Genomic DNA, 19784 nt, shown 5'->3' on the forward strand with positions numbered 1-19784 from the left:
CAAGGCTGATACTCTGCGCAAATGAAGGTCCAACAATTGGCCGGTGCGTTAACCGGCCGCAAAGAAACGACATCCCAAGGAGCCTAGCGTGAGCGAAGTGGCAAAGCTTGATCGCCAAGACATCATCGGCATCGTCACCATCGACAGTCCGCCGGTCAATGCGCTGAGTGCCGCAGTTCGTGGCGGTATCCTCGACAACGTCAAGGCGGCGATCGACGATCCCACGATCAAGGCCATCGTCCTCACTTGTGGCGGCCGCACCTTCATCGCGGGCGCCGATATCACCGAATTCGGCAAGCCGCCGAAGCCGCCGGCGCTCAACGATGTGCTCAGCACGATCGAGAACAGCCCGAAGCCGGTGATCGCCGCGATTCACGGCACCGCGCTCGGCGGTGGCCTCGAAGTGGCGCTGGCCTGTCATTATCGTGTCGCCACCAAGGAGGCGAAGCTCGGTCTGCCCGAGGTGAAGCTCGGACTGCTGCCGGGTGCGGGCGGCACGCAGCGCCTGCCGCGTGCGGTCGGTCCGGAGCTCGCGGTCAAGATGATCGTCGGCGGCGATCCGATCAGCGCGGCCGAGGCGCACAAGAATGGCCTGATCGAGGAGATCGTCGAGGGGCCGGCGTCGGGCGGCGTGGAGTTTGCGCGCAAGGTGGTGGCGGAGAACCGCCCGCTGCGCAAGCTGCGTGATGACGATTCCAAGATTGCCGCCGCGAAGGCCGATCGCTCGATCTTCACCAATGCTGTGGCTGCGATCACCAAGAAGTCGCGCGGACTCGAGGCGCCGTTCGCAGCCGCCGACGCGGTCGGCTACGCGATCGACCTTCCGTTTGATGAAGGTCTGAAGCGCGAGCGCGAGGGCTTCCTCAAGCTCGTCGCCAGCGACCAGTCGAAGGCGCAGCGCTACGCGTTCTTCGCCGAGCGCGAGGCGGCCAAGATCGCCGGCGTGCCCGAGGGCACCAAGGGTCGCAAGGTCGAGCGCGTCGCCATCATCGGCGCGGGCACGATGGGCGGCGGCATCGCGATGTCGTTCGCCAATGCCGGTATCCCGGTCACCTTGATCGAGACCGCCGAGGAGCAGCTCAAGCGCGGCATGGGCATCATGCAGAAGAACTGGGAGGCGACCGCCGCGCGCGGCGGCATCCCGGCGGATGCACCGGCCAAGCGCATGGCGCTGATCGACGGCAAGGTCGGCCTGGAGAACGTCAAGGACGCCGACCTCGTCATCGAGGCGGTGTTCGAGACCATGGCGGTGAAGAAGGAAGTGTTCGGCAAGCTCGACCAATACGCCAAGCCCGGCGCCGTGCTGGCCTCCAACACCTCCTATCTGAACATCGACGCCATCGCCGCCGAGACCAGCCGTCCGCAGGACGTGCTCGGCATGCACTTCTTCTCGCCGGCCAACGTCATGAAGCTGTGCGAGATCGTGCGCGCCGACAAGACCGCGCCGGACGCGCTCGTCACCGCGGTGTCGATCGCGCGCAAGATCGCCAAGGTGCCGGCGGTGGTCGGCGTCTGCGACGGCTTCGTCGGCAACCGCATGCTGGCGCAGCGCGGCAAGCAGGCCGAGAAGCTGCTGTTCGAAGGCGCGCTGCCGCAGCAGGTCGACGCCGTCGTCACCAAGTTCGGCATGCCAATGGGCCCGTTCGCGATGGGCGACCTCGCCGGCCTCGACATCGGCTGGCGCTCGCGCAAGGACCGCGGCATCAAGAGCGAGATCGCGGACGCGCTGTGCGAAGCCGGCCGCTTCGGCCAGAAGACCGGCAAGGGCTACTACAAATACGAAGCCGGCTCGCGTGCGCCGCTGCCGGATCCGGATGTCGAGAAGCTGATCGACGAGACGCTCGCCAAGCTCGGCCTCAAGCGCCGCAATGTGAGCGACGAGGAGATCCTCGAGCGCATGATGTATCCGATGATCAACGAGGGCGCGAAGATCCTCGCCGAGGGCATCGCCGCGCGGCCGTCGGATATCGATGTCGTCTGGCTCTACGGCTATGGCTGGCCGATCTATCGCGGCGGCCCGATGTACTGGGCCGACAGCGTCGGCCTGAAGCACATCGTCGAGCGGCTCGCGTTCTACGCCAAGGAGACGAATGATCCGTCGCTGGAGCCGGCGCCGCTGCTGAAGCAGCTCGCGGACGAGGGCAAGACCTTTGCGTCGCTGGCGCAGGGGAAGGCCGCTTGAGAAAGCCCGACTGCCGCTCCGCGCGACAGTCTACTCCCCTCCCCCTTGCGGGGAGGGGTCGGGGGTGGGGGTCCACACGGGCAGTCTCGCCCGGGGCCACCCCCCTCCCTGCCCCTCCCCCACAAGGGGGGAGGGAACGGAAAGAGTGGGGCCGCCTTACGCCAACGGAAGTCGAGCTTGCATGACCCATCCCGGCGAACAGTTCTATCCCGAAGGCGTCCGCTGGGACGCGCCGATCGCGCGCGGCACCTTGCCGGATCTGCTGGCGAAGTCCGTCGCGGACTTCGGCGATCGCCATGCGCTGGAATTCCGCGATCGTCCGATCAGCTTCAACCAGCTCGCCGGCCACGTCGATCAGGCGGCCGCGGCGTTTCTCCGCGCCGGCTTCGGCAAGGGAGCCTCGATCGCGCTGTTCCTCAGCAACACGCCGGACCATCCGATCAATTTCTTCGGCGCGCTGAAAGCCGGCGCCCGGGTCGTGCATCTGTCGCCGCTCGACGGTGAGATCGCGCTGTCGCACAAGCTCAGCGACTCCGGCGCGCGCATCCTGGTGACGTCGAACCTGTCGGCGCTGCTGCCGATGGCGCTGAAGTTCCTGGCGAAGGGCCTGCTCGACCATTTGATCGTCTGCGAGGATGATGATTGGGGCAAGGTCCGCACGCAGCAAACGCCGCTGCCCGACAACCCCGCGATCACGACGCATCGCGCCTTCGTCGACGGCGCGGTGGCGCCCGCCGCCTGGCCTGACATCTCGCCCGACGACATCGCGTTGCTGCAATATACCGGCGGCACCACCGGCCTGCCCAAGGGCGCGATGCTGACGCATGGCAACCTTACCTCCGCGGTCTCGATCATCGAGATCTGGAGCCGCGCCACCCGGCCGCACCACGATGGCGCCGATCGCGTCATCTGCGTGCTGCCGCTGTTCCACATCTATGCGCTGAGCGTGGTGTTATTGACCGCGCTGCGCATCGGCACCCTGGTCTCGCTGCATCAGCGTTTCGACGTCGAGGCTGTCATGCGCGACATCGAGGTGAAGCGCGCGACCTATTTCCCGGGCGTGCCGACGATGTGGATCGCGATCGCCAATCTGCCCGATCTCGACAAGCGCGACCTGTCGTCGCTGACCAGCGTCGGCTCCGGCGGCGCGCCGCTGCCGGTCGAGGTCGCGCGCATCCTGGAGCGTCGCGTCGGCATGAAGCTGAAGAGCGGGTGGGGCATGACCGAGACCTGCTCGCCCGGCACCAGCCACCCGAAGGAAGGGCCGGACAAGCCCGGCTCGATCGGAATCGCACTGCCCGGCATCGAGATGGATGTCGTGTCGCTCGAAGATCCGTCGAAGGTGCTCGGCATCAACGAGGTCGGTGAGATCCGCGTCAAGGGGCCGAACGTCACCAAGGGTTATTGGAACCGGCCGGAGGAATCGGCGCAGTCCTTCGTCGGCGATCATTTCCTGACCGGTGACATCGGCTATGTCGATGCCGACGGCTTCTACTTCCTGGTCGACCGCAAGAAGGACATGATCATCTCCGGCGGCTTCAACGTCTATCCGCAGATGATAGAGCAGGCGATCTACACGCATCCTTCGGTGCAGGAGGTGATCGTGATCGGCATTCCCGACGCCTATCGCGGCGAGGCCGCGAAAGCCTTCATCAAGCTGCGCGACGGCTTTGCGCCGTTCCCGGTCGAGGAGCTCCGCACCTTCCTCACCGGCAAGCTCGGCAAGCACGAGCTGCCGGCGGCGGTCGAGTTCGTCGACGAGCTGCCGCGCACGCCGGTCGGCAAATTGTCGCGTCACGAATTGCGCCAGCAGCAATCATCAACATCTCACAGCAAACATCAGTAACAACAACAGGAGGTCGCCCATGACCGATGCCGTCATCGTTTCCACCGCCCGCACGCCGATCGGCAAGGCCTATCGCGGCGCGCTCAACGCCACCGGCGGCGCGACGCTGCTCGGCCACGCCATCGGCGAGGCGGTCAAGCGCGCCAAGATCGACCCGGCCGAGGTCGAGGACGTCGTGATGGGCGCGGCCCTGCAGCAGGGCTCGACCGGCGGCAACATCGCGCGCAAGGCGCTGCTGCGCGCTGGCCTGCCGGTGTCGGTCGGCGGCACCACCATCGACCGCCAGTGCGCCTCCGGCCTGCAGGCGATCGCGCTCGCGGCGCGCTCGGTGATCTTCGACGGCGTCGAGATCGCGGTCGGCGGCGGCGGCGAATCGATCTCGCTGGTCCAGAACGACAAGATGAACGCGTTCCAGGCCACCGACCCGGCGCTGCTCGAGATCAAGGGCGACGTCTACATGCCGATGATCGACACCGCCGAGGTGGTCGCCAAGCGCTACGGCATCTCGCGCGAGCGCCAGGACGAGTACGCGCTGGAGAGCCAGCGCCGCACCGCCGCTGCGCAGCAGGGCGGCAAGTTCAACGAGGAGCTGGCGCCGATCTCGACCAAGATGGCCGTGACCGACAAGGCCACCGGCAACATCTCGTTCAAGGACATCACCCTGTCGCAGGACGAGGGTCCGCGCCCCGAGACCACCGCTGAAGGCCTCGCCGGTCTCAAGGCCGTGCGCGGCGACGGCTTCACCATCACCGCCGGCAATGCCAGCCAGCTGTCGGACGGCGCCTCGGCCTCGGTGATCATGAGCGACAAGGAAGCCGCCAAGCGCGGCCTGCAGCCGCTCGGCATCTTCCGCGGCTTCGTCTCGCATGGTTGCGAGCCCGACGAGATGGGCATCGGCCCGGTGTTCGCGGTGCCGCGCCTGCTGAAGCGTCACGGTCTCACGGTCGATGACATCGGCCTGTGGGAGCTGAACGAGGCATTTGCCGTGCAGGTGATCTACTGCCGCGACAAGCTCGGCATCGACCCGGACAAGATCAACGTCAACGGCGGCGCGATCTCGGTCGGCCATCCCTACGGCATGTCGGGCGCGCGCCTCACCGGCCACGCGCTGATCGAAGGCCGTCGCCGCAAAGCCAAATACGCCGTCGTCACCATGTGCGTCGGCGGCGGCATGGGCGCCGCCGGCCTGTTCGAGGTGCTGCAGTAACAACCACAGCTGTCGTCCGGGCAAGCTCGGGCGGGATTATTTTAAGGTGTCGTCCCGGACAAGCCTGCAAGCGCAACGCGCTTGCGGGCGCAGATCCGGGACCCATACCGCGTGATGTCGCTTGGGGCATGATGGCCGACGCCTGTGCCTCTCACGTCCGCCGGTGGTTATGGGTCCCGGCTTTCGCCGGGACGACGACGGAATGTGACGAGAGATCGAGATACTAACGGGAGGATCCAATGGATCTTGCATTCACTAGGGAAGAGCAGGCGTTCCGCGAGGAAGTCCGGCAGTTCTTCAGGGACAACGTGCCCGCGGAGACACGGCGCAAGATGGTCGAGGGCCGGCATCTGTCGAAGGACGAGATGGTGGCTTGGTGGCGCATCCTCAACAAGAAGGGCTGGGGCGTCTCGCATTGGCCGACCGAATATGGCGGCACCGGCTGGAGTTCGGTGCAGCACTACATCTTCAACGAGGAGCTGCAGGCATATCCGGCGCCGCAGCCGCTCGCCTTCGGCGTCAGCATGGTCGGCCCGGTGATCTACACCTTCGGCAATGAGGAGCAGAAGAAGAAGTATCTGCCGCGCATCGCCAATGTCGACGACTGGTGGTGCCAGGGCTTCTCCGAGCCGGGGTCGGGCTCCGACCTCGCCTCGCTCAAGACCAAAGCCGAGCGCCGCGGCGACAAATGGATCATCAACGGCCAGAAGACCTGGACGACGCTCGCCCAGCACGCCGACATGATCTTCTGCCTGTGCCGCACCGATCCCTCCGCCAAGAAGCAGATGGGCATCTCCTTCATCGTCTTCAGCATGAAGTCGAAGGGCGTCACGGTGCGTCCGATCCAGACCATCGACGGCGGCCGCGAGGTCAACGAGGTGTTCTTCGACGACGTCGAGGTGCCCATCGAGAACCTGATCGGCGAGGAGAACAAGGGCTGGGACTACGCGAAATTCCTGCTCGGCAATGAGCGCACGGGGATTGCCCGCGTCGGTGTCTCCAAGGAGCGCATTCGCCGCATCAAGGAGCTCGCCGCCAAGGTCGAGTCCGGCGGCCGCCCGGTGCTGGAGGATCCGTCGTTCCGCGAGAAGCTCACGGCCTGCGAGGTCGAGCTGAAGGCGCTGGAGCTGACCCAGCTGCGCGTCGTGGCCGACGAGGGCAAGCACGGCAAGGGCAAGCCCAACCCGGCGTCCTCGGTGCTGAAGATCAAGGGCTCCGAGATCCAGCAGACCACCACCGAGCTGTTGATGGAAGTCATCGGCCCGTTCGCCGCCCCCTACGACGTCCATGGCGACGACGACAGCAACGAGACCATGGATTGGACCGCCCAGATCGCGCCGAGCTACTTCAACAACCGCAAGGTCTCGATCTACGGCGGCTCCAACGAGATCCAGCGCAACATCATCGCCAAGGCGGTGCTGGGGCTCTGACCTTGTGAGCCGCAGCGCTTCGACAACGCACGCCGTCATGGCCGGGCTTGACCCGGCCATCCACGCGTAGCCCGGTGGGCACGACGTGGATGCCCGCGACAAGCGCGGGCATGACGGAGAATGGGGATACTGGAGAGTCAACCAATGGATTTTGATCTCACCGAGGAGCAACGCCTCCTCAAGGACAGCATCGACGGCCTGCTGGCGGATGCCTATGATTTCGACAAGCGCAAGCTGTACATGAAGGAGAAGGGCGGCTGGAGCCAGGCGATCTGGTCCAAGCTCGCCGAGCAGGGCCTGCTCGGCCTGCCGTTCTCCGAGGAAGACGGCGGCTTCGGCGCCGGCGGCGTCGAGACCATGATCGTGATGGAAGCGATGGGCCGCGCGCTGGTGCTCGAGCCGTATCTCGCGACCGTGGTGCTGTCGGGCGGCTTCCTCCGCCACGCCGGCTCGGCCGCGCAGAAGGCGGCGCACCTGCCGGGCATCATCGACGGCAGCAAGACCTTCGCCTTTGCTCAGCTCGAGAAGCAGTCGCGCTACGATCTGTTCGACGTCGCGACGTCGGCCAAGAAGAAGGGCGACGGCTATGTCATCGACGGCGAGAAGTTCGTCGTGCTCAACGGCGAGAATGCCGACGCCCTGATCGTCACCGCGCGCACCTCCGGTGGCCAGCGCGACAAGTCCGGCATCGGTGTGTTCATCGTGCCGGCGGATGCCAAGGGCGTCACCCGCAAGGGCTATCCGACCCAGGACGGCCTGTACGCCGCGGACGTCACCTTCACCGGTGTCGAGGTCGGCGCTGATGCGGCCATCGGCGATCCCGCCAATGCGCTGCCGCTGATCGAGCGCGTCGTCGACGAGGCCCGCATCGCGCTGTGCGCGGAGGCGGTCGGCCTGATGGACGAGTCGCTCAAGACAACGGTCGAGTACATCAAGACGCGCAAGCAGTTCGGCGTCGCGATCGGCTCGTTCCAGTCGCTGCAGCATCGCGCCTCCGACATGTTCGTCGCGCTTGAGCAGGCCCGCTCGATGTCGATGTTCGCCACCATGGCCGCCGACTTCGACGACGCCAAGGAGCGCGCCACCTCGATCGCCGCGGCCAAGGTGCAGATCGGCAAGTCCGGCAAGTTCGTCGGCCAGCAGTCGATCCAGCTGCACGGCGGCATCGGCATGACGATGGAGGCCAAGATCGGCCACTACTTCAAGCGCCTGTCGATGATCGAGCTGACCTTCGGCGACACCGACTACCACATGCGCCGCGTCAGCGAGGCCGGTGGGCTGATCTAACAGGATGCGTCGTTGCCGGGCTTGACCCGGCAACCCATCGCCTTCGAATGATGGATGCGCGGGTCAAGCCCGCGTATGACGATCTGAGGCTCTTCGGTGCCTACGCTGGCTTGGCTCCGATGCGGTTTGATTTTTGAGCCGTCATTGCGAGCGAAGCGAAGCAATCCAGGGCGTCATGCGTTGCCCTGGATTGCTTCGTCGCTTCGCTCCTCGCAATGACGCGGAGGAACGAGCCATGACCCCCAATCCCTTCAACCTTGCCGGCCAGGTCGCCGTGATCACCGGCTCGAGCCGCGGCATCGGCCGTGCCTCGGCTGAATTGCTCGCGCAACTCGGCGCCAAGGTCGTGATCTCCAGCCGCAAGGCCGACGCCTGCGAGGAGGTCGCGGCCGGCATCCGCGCCAATGGCGGCGATGCGCATGTGATTCCCTGCAACATCTCGCGCAGGCCTGAGGTCGACGCGCTGATCGATGGCGCCGCGAAGCATTACGGCCGGGTCGACATCCTCGTCTGCAACGCCGCGGTGAACCCGTATTACGGACCGCTGCTCGACATCACCGACGAGGCCTTCGACAAGATCATGGGCTCGAACGTCAAGAGCAACCTGTGGCTCTGCGCCAAGGCGATCCCGCCGATGGCCGCGCGCGGGAAAGGCTCGGTCGTGATCGTCTCCTCGATCGGCGGCCTGCGCGGCTCGACCGTGATCGGCGCCTACGGCATCTCCAAGGCCGCCGACTTCTCGCTGTGCCGCAGCCTTGCCGGCGAATGGGGCCCGCAGGGCGTGCGCGTCAATTGCGTCGCGCCGGGCCTGGTCAAGACCGATTTCGCCCGCGCGCTGTGGGAGGACGAAGCCCGCCTGAAGCAGCGCTGCGCCACCACGCCGCTGCGGCGCATCGGCGAGCCGCACGAGATCGCCGGCGCGGTTGCCTATCTCGCCTCGGATGCCTCGACCTTCATGACCGGCCAGACCATCGTCGTCGATGGCGGCGTGACGACGGCGGCGGTGTAGCCGCCGCCGTTCGAGGGTTAGCCCTTGACGAACTGCCGGTAGTCCGGCTCGCGGTGGAACCAGAACTCATAGCCGCTCACCGGCTTCTGCATCGCGACGTCGTGGATCGGCTGGTTCAGCGGCACCACCGGCACCTCGCGCATGCACAGCGTGATGAAGGCCTTCACCGTCGCCTCGTACTCCGCGGCGTCTTCGGTGAAGCGCGCCTTGTCGATCAGCGCGTCCATCTCCTTGCTCTGGTAGGACGAGATGTTGAAGATCGAATTGCGGCCGTGGAAATTCCAATAGAAGTAGTATTCGGGATAATCGAGCCAGCCTGAGAAGCGGTTGAGCGCCATCGGCAGCTCCTTCTTGTTCAAGGTCGTCCGCCAGTTTGCGCCCGGGATCTTGTCGATGGCCGCCTTGATGCCGATCTTGGCGAGGTTCTCCTGGATCAGGATCGCCGTGGGCTCGCCGACGGTGGCCGTGCCGGCATCCAGCGACAGCGTCGTCTCGAGTCCTTCCAGGCCCGCCTCCTTCATCAGCGCCTTGGCCTTGTCGAGATCGGTGATGTAAGGGAAGGGCTGCGGCCACACCGGCTTGGTCGCCTCAGAAGCGCCGCCATACATCGGCACCGCGCGGCCGAAGAACGCGCTTGCCTGGATCTGCTCATAGGGCATCGCCCAGGCGATCGCCTGGCGTAGCTTGACATTGTCGAACGGCGGCTTCGCCGTATTCAGCGCCACGTACCACAGCGCGTTCGGGATCGGCACGCCCGTGACCTTGACCTTGCCTTCCTTGATGAGCTGATCGAAATCGCGCGGGGCGAAGCCGCTGGAGAGATCGGCATCGCCGCGCTCCAGCATCGCCCGCCGCGTGCCGGCCGAGGGAATGTCGCGCGCAATGATCCGCTTGATCTTCGGCAGCGGTCCGCACTTCCAATTGTCGAACCGGCTGAGAATGGTCTCGGTGCCGGCCTTCCAGCTCTCCACCTTGTAGGCGCCGCCGCCGGCCTCGTTGTTCTTCAGCCAGGCCAGCGCCCATGGGTCTTCGGTCGTCGCGTTCTTCTTCGCGAGCTCCGAATTGATCACGAACGGCACGACCACCGCGACGTTGAACAGCAACATCTTGTCCTTGCGGATGTAGTCGATGCGGAAGGTGTGGTCGTCGACGACGACGAACTGCTCCGGTTTCTCCAGCGAGCCGGCCGACATCTGGAACGTCGGGAAGCCGCCGACCGAGACGGCGCGGTCGAACGACCATTTGACGTCCTTCGCCGTCACCGGCGTGCCGTCGTGAAAGGTGGCGTCCTTGCGCAGCTTGAAGGTGCAGGATAGGCCGTCGGCGGCGACCTCCCAGCTCTCGGCGAGCTCCGGCGCCAAAGTGGCGCGATCGTACGAGGTCGTGCCGTCCGGCAACGTCTTCGCCGCATAGCTCAGCAGCCGGTCGTAGCAGTTCCAGGCGAGCCCATTGACGGTCTGGTTCGAGCCGACGCCCTGCATGTCCAGCGAGTTCGGTCCGAGCTCCTGCACCACCAGCAGCGTCTCGGCGCGGCCTTGCGCTAGCGCAAAGCGCGGGCCGAATGCGCTCAGCCCGGCGGCGCCCAAGCCGCCGAGCACGATGTGACGGCGTGTGATGTCGAAGTGCGAGCTGCTCATCGGGACCCCCCTGGCGTTGCGCGATATTGACGTTGTGCAAGGCAAGGGGCGTGCCAGTGATGCCCGATGCTGGCAGCCGATTGCTCCCGACATCGCGCGCCGCGTTTGCTAGACTCGCAGGCAAATCACAGAGGTGAGGAGGCGGCGATGGCGGCAGAACTCGACGGCAAGGTGGCTGCCGTCACCGGCGCGGCGTCGGGCATTGGGCTCGCCAGCAGCGAGGCGATGCTGGCGGCGGGCGCGCGCGTCGTGATGATCGATCGTGACGCCGCAGCGCTGGCGCGGCTGCGCGAGCGCCACGGCGACGCCGTGATCCCCCTCGTCATCGACCTGCTCGACGCCACGGATTGCGCCACGCTGCTGCCGCGCGTGCTGCAGTCCGCCGGCCGGCTCGACATCTTCCACGCCAATGCGGGCAGCTATCTCGGCGGCGACCTCGTCGACGCCAGGACCGATGCGATCGACCGCATGCTGAACCTCAACGTCAACGTCGTCATGAAGAATGTGCGCGACGTGCTGCCGCATATGATCGACCGTGGCTCCGGCGACATCGTCGTCACCAGCTCGCTCGCCGCGCACTACCCGACGCCGTGGGAGCCGGTCTATGCCTCTTCGAAATGGGCGATCGACTGTTTCGTCCAGACCACGCGCCGCCAGGTCTTCAAGCATGGCATCCGCATCGGCGCGATCTCGCCGGGCCCGGTGGTGACGGCGCTGATCGCCGACTGGCCGGCGGAGAAACTGAAGGAGGCGCGCGAGTCCGGCAGCCTGCTGGAGCCCACGGAAGTCGCCGACGTGATCCTGTTCATGCTGACGCGCCCACGCAACATGACCATCCGCGACGTCGTGATGCTGCCGACGAATTTCGATTTGTAGCCGCCTCTGATCAACGTCGGCGCGGCGCTGGCGGTGCACATCGCCCCGTTTGCGGCAGGGCTATTGCATATTGAGATGTAGGGTTCTCTCGACGAACCATCCTGACAGTCAGTTAATCCGTCATGCCCGAGCTTGTCCCGGGCATCCATGTGGCTCTCAGCGAGCCGAACGACGTAGAGGGCCGAGACGATGTGGAGGCGGATCAATACATCACTCCGATCTTCACATGCGATCGCACTCATTTGGCGGGGAGGGGAGTGAATGCTTCGTCCGAATAGACCGGGTGAAGGGGGACTCTCCGCGGGCGCGGTATCCGTAGAGGCCCTCCTTCACCCCAACTATCTCCCCGCAAGCGGAACGAGGGAGCTCGCCGCCCTTGCGGCAACCGCTCGGATACGACCACGACGCTTGGATGCCTGATTGCTGCTTTAGATGCGTATGCCGACCAGCTTACGGGTGAGTGATCTTGAATCTTTTTGGTGGTATCAGAAAAAGAGATATTTCGTAGGGGCGTTGGGATGCTTGAAGAGATTAGGTATCGCTGGGAGCTGAGAAAATATCTTAAAGCGCAGCGCGCGCTCTATCGGGCTTACGAAGATTTACCTCTCGAGGAAGATGAGAACGCTGACGTAAGCCCTAGACGCGGGGCGAGGTTTGAACTTGCCTATCAGACGGAGGCGACGGATTATTTTCGTTCAAAATATCTGATAGAGAAGGCCTATAGATATCACATGCCGCTTCCCAAAGATGGGGAAAGTTGGATTCAGCCGCGTGGTGCACCAGAACCGTTCCTCACGACAGAAGCAGCTCAAAAGCTACGTGCTGATATACGGGCGGAGCAAAAGGCTGAATGGGACTATTGGGCCAATAGGCTCACTCTGGTTTTGGCTTTGATCGGAAGCATCTTCGGTGTGCTGGCCTACTTCAAGAAGTAGATTCGTGCCGATCAGCACTATGTGCAGAGGAGTCGGGTCTCGGATAGTCCCCATTCAGCTTTGACAGGTTCTCCTTCAGCATGGGGACTACGGTGGCGCTGCGCCAAACATTAAAATTCGTGCATACCCGCCATGCCCAAACTGCCCGTCGTGCCAGTTTGCCGCACGAATTCGCCTTGTGTCGTCGGGCAAATCACCTGCACATTTCCGCCCGTCCCGTGCTCATCAACGAGGGGCGCTTCGCGGGTCGTCACGAGCGTTGAGCATGGGATGCGATGGCCGGATCGGAGTTGCGCTGCGCATTCGCGGGCGGACGAACAGCTTCGGTGCGGACGGAGAAGTCGCGTGGTCCTGGCCTCCCGACGCTGAGGTCAAGCCGCGCCGGCGCGAAAGCGCCGCGTGGTGATGGGGGCAAGACAGCCCGGTCCCCAGGGAGAGCGCGTATAATTCGTAAGCCCATCGCGCAGGGAGGGCCGGGTGTGTTCGGCCAGACCTGTGGTGACTGCCGCCTGCATTCTTTTTCGGCAGGCGGGCCACGGGCGCGGCCAGCGCCCGGCCTTCCCTGCGCCCTCGATCTCGAAGAGGGCGATTGAGCAGCAAAGCTCGGACGCAAGATGCGCCGCGAGGATGTGCTGTCATGGCCCGGATCACGGGCGCCGTCATTCTCCCGTCGTCGTCTCCGTCGCATGCCACGATCTGGAACTCCTGCTCACCGCGAGGTTTTGATTGGGGTGGCCTGGCTCATGCAATGTACGACAGGATCGACTCGGCCGCGCGTGCGGCCCTTCTCGTGACCAAAGGACTCATCAGCACATGACCACTCTTGCAGACCAGATCGTCGAGACGCTCGAGATTGTCGGCGTCAAGCGCATCTACGGCGTCGTCGGCGACAGCCTGAACGGGCTGACCGAGTCGCTGCGCGTTCGTCAGACCATCGACTGGGTGCATGTGCGCCATGAAGAGGCCGCGGCCTTCGCAGCGTCAGGTGAGTCGCAGATCACCGGCCAACTCGCGGTGTGCGCCGGCTCCTGCGGTCCAGGCAATCTGCATCTCATCAACGGTCTCTACGATGCGCAGCGCAGCCGCACCCCGGTGCTGGCGATCGCCGCGCACATCCCGTCGAGCGAGATCGGCGGCGGCTATTTCCAGGAGACGCATCCGCAGAACCTGTTCCGCGAATGCAGCGTCTATTGCGAGCTGATCTCCGATCCCGCGCAGATGCCGTTCGTGCTGGACAATGCGATCCGTGCCGCGCTCGGCGAGCGCGGCGTCGCCGTCATCGTCATTCCCGGCGACGTCGCGCTGAAGGCTGCGCCGAAGCGTGCGCTGCCGCTGGCGATTGGTCTCGTGCCGCCGAAGCCCGTGGTGCGCCCGGCCGAGCCGGAGCTCGATGCGCTGGCGGAGCTGCTCAATGGCGGCGAGCGTGTCACTCTGTTCTGCGGCCGCGGCTGTGCTGGCGCACATGCCGAGCTGATGCAGCTGGCCGAAACCTTGAAGAGCCCGATCGTGCATGCGCTCGGTGGCAAGGAGCATGTCGAGTACGACAATCCCTACGATGTCGGCCTCACCGGCTTCATCGGTTTCTCCTCCGGCTATCACGCCATGCACAGCTGCGACACGCTGCTGATGCTCGGCACCGATTTTCCCTACAAGCAGTTCATGCCCTCGGACATCAAGATCGCCCAGGTCGACATCAGGCCGAGCCAGCTCGGCCGCCGCGCGCGGCTCGATATCGGCGTGGTCGGCGATGTCGGCGAGACGCTTCGCGCGCTGCTGCCGAAGCTCACGGCGAAGTCGGACCGCAGCCATCTCGACGAGAACCTCAAGCGCTACGCCTCGGCGCGCAAAGGCCTCGACGATCTCGCGGCCGGAACGCCCGGCCGCCGGCCGATCCATCCGCAATATCTGACGCGGGTCATCAGCGAGAGCGCCGCGGAGGATGCCGTCTTCACCTTTGACGTCGGCACGCCGACGATCTGGGCCGCGCGCTACATCGCCATGAACGGCCGTCGCCGCCTGATCGGCTCGCTGGTGCACGGCTCGATGGCCAATGCGATGTCGCAAGGCATCGGCATCCAGGCTGCGCAAGCGGGGCGGCAGGTGATCTCCTTGTCCGGCGATGGCGGCTTCGCAATGCTGATGGGCGATCTGATCACGTTGAAGCAGATGAAGCTGCCGGTGAAGGTCGTGATCTACAACAATGGCACCCTCGGCTTCGTCGCGCTGGAGATGAAGGCCTCCGGCTTCGTCGAGCACGGCACCGACCTGGAGAACCCGGATTTCGCCGCGATGGCGCAGGCGATGGGCATCCACGGCCGCCGCGTCGAGGATCCCGGCGAGCTGCCGGGCGCGGTCGCCGACTGGCTCGCGCATGACGGTCCGTCCGTGCTCGATGTCGTCACCGCCAAGCAGGAGCTGTCGATGCCGCCGACCATCGGCCTCGAGCAGGTGAAAGGCTTCAGCGTCTGGCTGATCCGCGCCGTCATGAGCGGCCGCGGCGACGAGGTGATCGATCTGGCAAAGGAGAATCTGTTGCCGCGATGAGGGGAGGCGGATTCGAAGGTGAGGCGAGGGGGACTTGAGATACGGCGAGCTCGTGCAGCAGGCGATTGCGAACGGAGGCCAACCTGATGCCACGCCCGCGCTGCTCCCCCTCTCCCGCTTGCGGGGGAGGGCCGGGGTGGGGGTCGCCCCACCCACCGCCCTCGGAGTGGCCCCCACCCTCCCCCGCAAGCGGGAGAGGGAGCGCACCGCTGGCGTGGCCCGCATCTCGGCTCAAACTCTCTCAACGGGGCGGTCACCCTCTCCATGAACACGCCGGTTGGCGTGTTCATGGTCGATGTGCAGGACCCACTTGGGTGCCAGAACCTCATGGTGAGGAGCGCCGCGCCCGGGCCGAACGGTCGCGGCAGATCTCAAACGCGGCGCGTCTCGAACCATGAGGCCGAGATGGTGCGGTTACATTCTTGGGAGACGGAATGGTGCTGCCGGACAGGATTGAACTGTCGACCTCTCCCTTACCAAGGGAGTGCTCTACCACTGAGCTACGGCAGCAGGAACGCGACGGGGGCCGGCCCGAAGGCCGCGCCCGAACGCGGGCGGTTCTTGCCACAAGGTCCGGACATGCGCAAGCGCGGCTCGCCCGGTTTTCGGGGAAAGACGCAGATGCTTTTCGTCGAATCGGCGCGAAGGACCCCCGAATCGGTCCGAAATTGCCGGTTCGGCCCGCGATTCTCGCTCCTGGCCGTCGGAAGAGGCGGAATGAACGTGGTGGCCCAGCAACTCCCCATCCGGGCAGGCGACGCGGCCCGCAGCGGAACTTACCGTCTGCGGCGCATCGCCTCTTGGCTTTCGCGTCGGCGACATCAATTGTGCCCTCGTGGCGCGGGACAGTACCTGGCGGGGAGATCTTCGCCTCTCGGGCCGTGCGCTTCCTCTTCCGCAAGCCGGGCGAGGCAAGTGATGCGCAAGCCGCGATAGCTCGCACGATGTAGCGCGGGGAAGGGGATGACAGATCAGACCAGCAGGCCGGCGGCAAAGGGCGCACGCGAGGAGCGGCTGAAGCAGGCGCTGCGCGAGAACCTGAAGCGGCGCAAGGCGCAGAGCCGGGAGCGGAGCCAGGCGGCTGTCGAGAAGGACAGGGTCGATGCCGCTCCTGTCGACAGCTCCGATGATTCGAAGCGGTGAGACGAGTGAAGCGGGGAGCGTGATGACGGTGACTGACAGGACGACGGCGAGTGAAGCGGCCCAGCGCGCGGAGCTTGCGAAGACCTTTGCCCGCTTCGAACAGACGTTCCCTGAGCTGACGCCGGCCGAGATCGCGCGGCTGCGCGGCTTCGGCGAGATCCGCACCTATCGCGACGGCGATTGCCTGTTCGAGACCGGCAAGCCCGGGCCCGGCATGTTCGTCATCCTCAAGGGCCACGTCGCAATCACCCAGCGCGATGGCCTCGGCCACGTCACTCCGGTCATCGATCAGGGGCCTGGGCAGTTTCTTGCCGAGATCGCCCAGCTCTCGGGGCGCGTCGCGCTGGTCGACGGCCATGCCGAGGGCGAGGTCGAGGTCATCCTGATTCCGCCGGACAAGCTGCGCGCGCTGCTGATCGCCGAGGCCGAACTCGGCGAGCGCATCATGCGGGCGCTGATCCTGCGCCGGGTGAATCTCATTCAGGGCGGCGCCGGCGGCCCGGTCATGATCGGCCCGCCGCAATCGGCCGCGATCGCGCGGCTGCAGAGCTTTCTCACCCGCAACGGCTTTCCGCACCATCTGCTCGATCCCGCTGTCGATCACGACGCGGCCGACCTGATCGCGCGCTATTCGCCGACGCCAGCGGAGCTGCCGCTGGTCGTGGTGTCCGACGGCAGCGTGCTGCGCAATCCGAGCGAGACCGAGCTCGCGCGCGCCATCGGCATGATCGGCGGCCCGCGCGGCGAGAAGATCTATGACGTCGCCGTCGTCGGATGCGGACCGGCGGGGCTGGCGACGGCCGTGTATGGCGCGTCGGAAGGCCTGTCGGTCGCGGTGCTGGATCAGCGTGCCTTCGGCGGCCAAGCCGGCGCCAGCGCGCGCATCGAGAACTACTTTGGTTTTCCCACGGGGATCACCGGCCTCGCGCTGACCGCGCGCGCCTTCAACCAGGCGCAGAAATTCGGCGCCGAGATCATGATTCCGGTGTCTGTGACGGCGCTCGATTGCGAGCGCAGGAACGGCGCCTTCGTGCTGGCGCTGGAGGGCGGCGACGAGGTGCGTGCGCGATCGATCGTGGTCGCCAGCGGCGCTCGCTATCGCCGGCCGGATCTCGCCCGTCTCAAGGAGTTCGAGGGCCGCGGCGTCTGGTACTGGGCCTCGCCGATCGAGGCGCGGCTGTGCGCGGGCCGGGAGGTCGCGCTGGTCGGCGGCGGCAACTCGGCCGGCCAAGCCGCGGTGTTTCTGTCGGGGCACGTCAAGAAGGTGCGGATGATCGTCCGTGGCGGCGGTCTCGCGGCATCGATGTCGCGCTATCTGATCGAGCGCATCGAGGCGACGCCGAACATCGAGCTCTTGTTCAACACCGAGGTCGTCGCGCTCGACGGCGGCGCCGATATGGGGCTTGAGCGCATCACGCTGAAGAGCCGGCTGTCAGGCGAGGAGACGCCGGCGGAGATCAGCAACCTGTTTCTGTTCGTCGGCGCCGATCCGGCGACCGGCTGGCTCGGCGATTGCGGCGTGACGCTCGACCGCGCCGGCTTCGTCGTGACCGGCGCGCAGTCGGAGCAGAATGCCGGGCGGATGGTGTCGCCGCTGGAGACCTCGGTGCCCGGCGTTTTTGCCGTCGGTGACGTCCGGTCCGGCTCGGTGAAGCGGGTCGGCGGCGCGATCGGCGAGGGTGCCCAGGTGGTGGCGGCGCTGCACGGCTTTCTCGCCGATCCCCTGGTGCCGCCGGTCTGATCGCCGAGAGCACGGTCAGGGGATGACGATCCGGATGATACGACCTGCCGTTGCGAACTCATCAAATCGCCGTAATGTCGGTCCTGTTGCGCCCATCTCAGCCCGATTTCCCGGCCAGCTCCCATAGGACCAGCATGGATCGCATTCGCATCGTCGGCGGCAAACCGCTTCACGGCATCATCCCGATTTCGGGCGCGAAGAACGCTGCCCTGCCGCTGATGATCGCGGGCCTGCTGACGCCGGAGACGCTGATCCTCGACAACGTCCCCCGCCTGGCCGACGTCGCGCAGCTGCAGCGCATTCTCGGCAATCACGGCGTGGATATCATGTCCGTCGGGAAGCGCCCGGGCGATGGCCAGTACCAGGGCCAGACCCTGCAGATCTCGGCGGCCAACATCATCGACACCACCGCGCCGTACGAGCTGGTGTCGCGGATGCGCGCCAGCTTCTGGGTGATCGCGCCGCTGCTCGCGCGCATGCACGAGGCGCGGGTGTCCTTGCCCGGCGGCTGCGCCATCGGCACGCGGCCGGTGGATCTTCTGATCATGGCGCTCGAGAAGCTCGGCGCCAGCATCGAGATCGACGCCGGCTATGTCGTCGCCAAGGCCCCGGGCGGCCTGCGCGGCGGCACGATCGATTTTCCCAAGGTCACCGTCGGCGGCACCCATGTCGCGGTCATGGCTGCGGCGCTCGCCAGGGGTACGACAATCATCACCAACGCGGCCTGCGAGCCGGAGATCACCGATCTCGCCGACTGCCTCAACAAGATGGGCGCGCGCATCACCGGCGCTGGCACGCCTGTGATCGAGATCGAGGGCGTGGCGTCTCTGCACGGCGCGCGGCATACGGTGCTGCCTGACCGTATCGAAGCCGGCACCTACGCGATCGCCACCGCGATGACCGGCGGCGATGTCCATCTCGCCGGCGCGCGGCCGGAGCTGCTGCAATCGGCGCTCGATGTGCTGGCCGAGGCGGGCGCCGAGATCTCCAGCGACGCCGAGGGCATCCGCGTCGTCCGCAACGGCCACGGCATCCGCCCGGTGCAGGTCACCACCGCGCCGTTTCCCGGCTTCCCCACCGATCTCCAGGCCCAGCTGATGGCGCTGATGGTGCGGGCGCAGGGCGCATCCGCCATCACCGAGACCATCTTCGAGAACCGTTTCATGCACGTCCAGGAACTGGCCCGCTTCGGCGCGCGTATCAGTCTGGACGGCGAGACTGCGCGGATCGAGGGCATCTCGACCCTGCGCGGCGCGCCCGTGATGGCCACCGATCTGCGCGCCTCGGTCTCGCTGGTGATTGCCGGGCTCGCGGCGGAGGGCGAGACCATGATCAACCGCGTCTATCATCTCGATCGCGGCTTCGAGCGGCTGGAGGACAAGCTGCAGGCCTGCGGCGCGACGATCGAGCGCATCCGCGAGTGAGGTTGAAGGAATGATGTCGTGACCGACCGGCTCAAACTGATCGCGCTCGATGCCGACGATCTCGCCGTGATCTCCGCCCATGTGCAGGATGCGCGGGTGGCGCCGGCCGACATCATCTGGCGCCAGGCCGAGAAGCGGCTGGTCATCGGCATGAACCGGCTCGACTGGGACCAGGCCTTGCACGGCGAGGCCGAACCTCGCCGCCTGCTTGCCGCCTTGCGCTTCGACCGCGTGCTCGCCTGCAAGTCGCGCCGGATCGACCTCGCCGCGCCCGATGCCGCGCTGGAGCTGATCGGCATCGAATTCCATCCCGGCACCGACGCGCCCGCCGGCAGCGCGCTTCTGCTGTTCTCCCATGGCGGCGCGCTGCGGCTCGATGTCGAATGCCTGGAATGCGAGCTGACCGATCTCGGTGCCGACGATCTCGGCACCTCCGACGACGTGCCGCCGCTGACCGGGTAGGGGCCGGTTCAAAGGGTTGACGGCCCCGCGCTGCCGCGCCATTGAGCAGGGGGTCTGGGGC

At 66.0% G+C, this 19784-nt stretch carries 14 protein-coding genes and 1 tRNA gene; 13 read left to right on the forward strand and 2 right to left on the reverse strand.

The window, feature by feature from the left end:
• Positions 1-88 precede the first annotated feature (88 nt).
• The 6 genes from ACQR1L_RS20235 (at position 89) to ACQR1L_RS20260 (ending at position 8961) form a co-directional block, all read left to right on the forward strand.
• Positions 89-2182 carry a 3-hydroxyacyl-CoA dehydrogenase NAD-binding domain-containing protein gene (locus ACQR1L_RS20235; RefSeq protein ID WP_434859682.1) on the forward strand — a complete coding sequence of 698 codons (2094 nt, stop codon included), beginning with the start codon at positions 89-91 and terminating at the stop codon, positions 2180-2182.
• A gap of 181 nt (positions 2183-2363) precedes the next feature.
• Positions 2364-4028: a dicarboxylate--CoA ligase PimA gene (gene pimA, locus ACQR1L_RS20240; protein WP_434859683.1), complete on the forward strand. Its 1665-nt coding sequence runs from the start codon at positions 2364-2366 to the stop codon at positions 4026-4028.
• A gap of 19 nt (positions 4029-4047) precedes the next feature.
• Positions 4048-5235, forward strand: coding sequence for an acetyl-CoA C-acyltransferase (locus tag ACQR1L_RS20245; protein ID WP_434859684.1), 1188 nt, complete (start codon positions 4048-4050; stop codon positions 5233-5235).
• A gap of 239 nt (positions 5236-5474) precedes the next feature.
• Complete coding sequence (pimC, locus tag ACQR1L_RS20250) at positions 5475-6665, forward strand: pimeloyl-CoA dehydrogenase large subunit (RefSeq protein ID WP_434859685.1); 1191 nt, start codon at positions 5475-5477, stop codon at positions 6663-6665.
• Positions 6666-6809: 144 nt separating this feature from the next.
• Positions 6810-7952: a pimeloyl-CoA dehydrogenase small subunit gene (pimD, locus tag ACQR1L_RS20255; protein ID WP_434859686.1), complete on the forward strand. Its 1143-nt coding sequence runs from the start codon at positions 6810-6812 to the stop codon at positions 7950-7952.
• 235 nt (positions 7953-8187) lie between these two features.
• Positions 8188-8961: an SDR family NAD(P)-dependent oxidoreductase gene (locus ACQR1L_RS20260; protein WP_434859687.1), complete on the forward strand. Its 774-nt coding sequence runs from the start codon at positions 8188-8190 to the stop codon at positions 8959-8961.
• A gap of 17 nt (positions 8962-8978) precedes the next feature.
• Here the strand turns inward: ACQR1L_RS20260 and ACQR1L_RS20265 are convergent, their stop codons facing one another.
• The gene (locus ACQR1L_RS20265) at positions 8979-10598 is read right to left on the reverse strand and encodes an ABC transporter substrate-binding protein (protein WP_434859688.1); all 1620 of its coding nucleotides are present in this window, start codon (positions 10596-10598) and stop codon (positions 8979-8981) included.
• 147 nt (positions 10599-10745) lie between these two features.
• Here ACQR1L_RS20265 and ACQR1L_RS20270 point away from each other — a divergent pair, with 147 nt between their 5' ends.
• The 3 genes from ACQR1L_RS20270 (at position 10746) to poxB (ending at position 14953) form a co-directional block, all read left to right on the forward strand.
• The gene (locus ACQR1L_RS20270; protein WP_434859689.1) at positions 10746-11474 is read left to right on the forward strand and encodes an SDR family oxidoreductase; all 729 of its coding nucleotides are present in this window, start codon (positions 10746-10748) and stop codon (positions 11472-11474) included.
• A 518-nt stretch (positions 11475-11992) separates the two neighbouring features.
• Complete coding sequence (locus tag ACQR1L_RS20275; protein ID WP_434859690.1) at positions 11993-12409, forward strand: hypothetical protein; 417 nt, start codon at positions 11993-11995, stop codon at positions 12407-12409.
• A gap of 813 nt (positions 12410-13222) precedes the next feature.
• The gene (gene poxB / locus ACQR1L_RS20280) at positions 13223-14953 is read left to right on the forward strand and encodes a ubiquinone-dependent pyruvate dehydrogenase (RefSeq protein ID WP_434859691.1); all 1731 of its coding nucleotides are present in this window, start codon (positions 13223-13225) and stop codon (positions 14951-14953) included.
• Between the two features lie 435 nt (positions 14954-15388).
• Here the strand turns inward: poxB and ACQR1L_RS20285 are convergent.
• Positions 15389-15463: transfer RNA gene (locus tag ACQR1L_RS20285), tRNA-Thr, on the reverse strand.
• 453 nt (positions 15464-15916) lie between these two features.
• Here ACQR1L_RS20285 and ACQR1L_RS20290 point away from each other — a divergent pair.
• From ACQR1L_RS20290 to ACQR1L_RS20305, 4 genes are all read left to right on the forward strand, one after another.
• Positions 15917-16096, forward strand: coding sequence for a hypothetical protein (locus tag ACQR1L_RS20290; RefSeq protein ID WP_434859692.1), 180 nt, complete (start codon positions 15917-15919; stop codon positions 16094-16096).
• Positions 16097-16118: 22 nt separating this feature from the next.
• Positions 16119-17837, forward strand: a complete 1719-nt coding sequence (locus ACQR1L_RS20295; protein ID WP_434859693.1) for an FAD-dependent oxidoreductase — start codon at positions 16119-16121, stop codon at positions 17835-17837.
• 134 nt (positions 17838-17971) lie between these two features.
• Positions 17972-19261, forward strand: coding sequence for a UDP-N-acetylglucosamine 1-carboxyvinyltransferase (gene murA / locus ACQR1L_RS20300; protein ID WP_434859694.1), 1290 nt, complete (start codon positions 17972-17974; stop codon positions 19259-19261).
• A gap of 18 nt (positions 19262-19279) precedes the next feature.
• Positions 19280-19723 (forward strand): DUF2948 family protein, encoded by a 444-nt coding sequence (locus ACQR1L_RS20305; protein WP_434859695.1) that lies wholly within the window; start codon positions 19280-19282, stop codon positions 19721-19723.
• The last annotated feature ends 61 nt before the right edge of the window (positions 19724-19784 follow it).

It is taken from the genome of Bradyrhizobium sp. HKCCYLR20261 (genome assembly GCF_051168435.1).
In the GTDB taxonomy this organism is placed as follows: Bacteria; Pseudomonadota; Alphaproteobacteria; order Rhizobiales; family Xanthobacteraceae; genus Bradyrhizobium.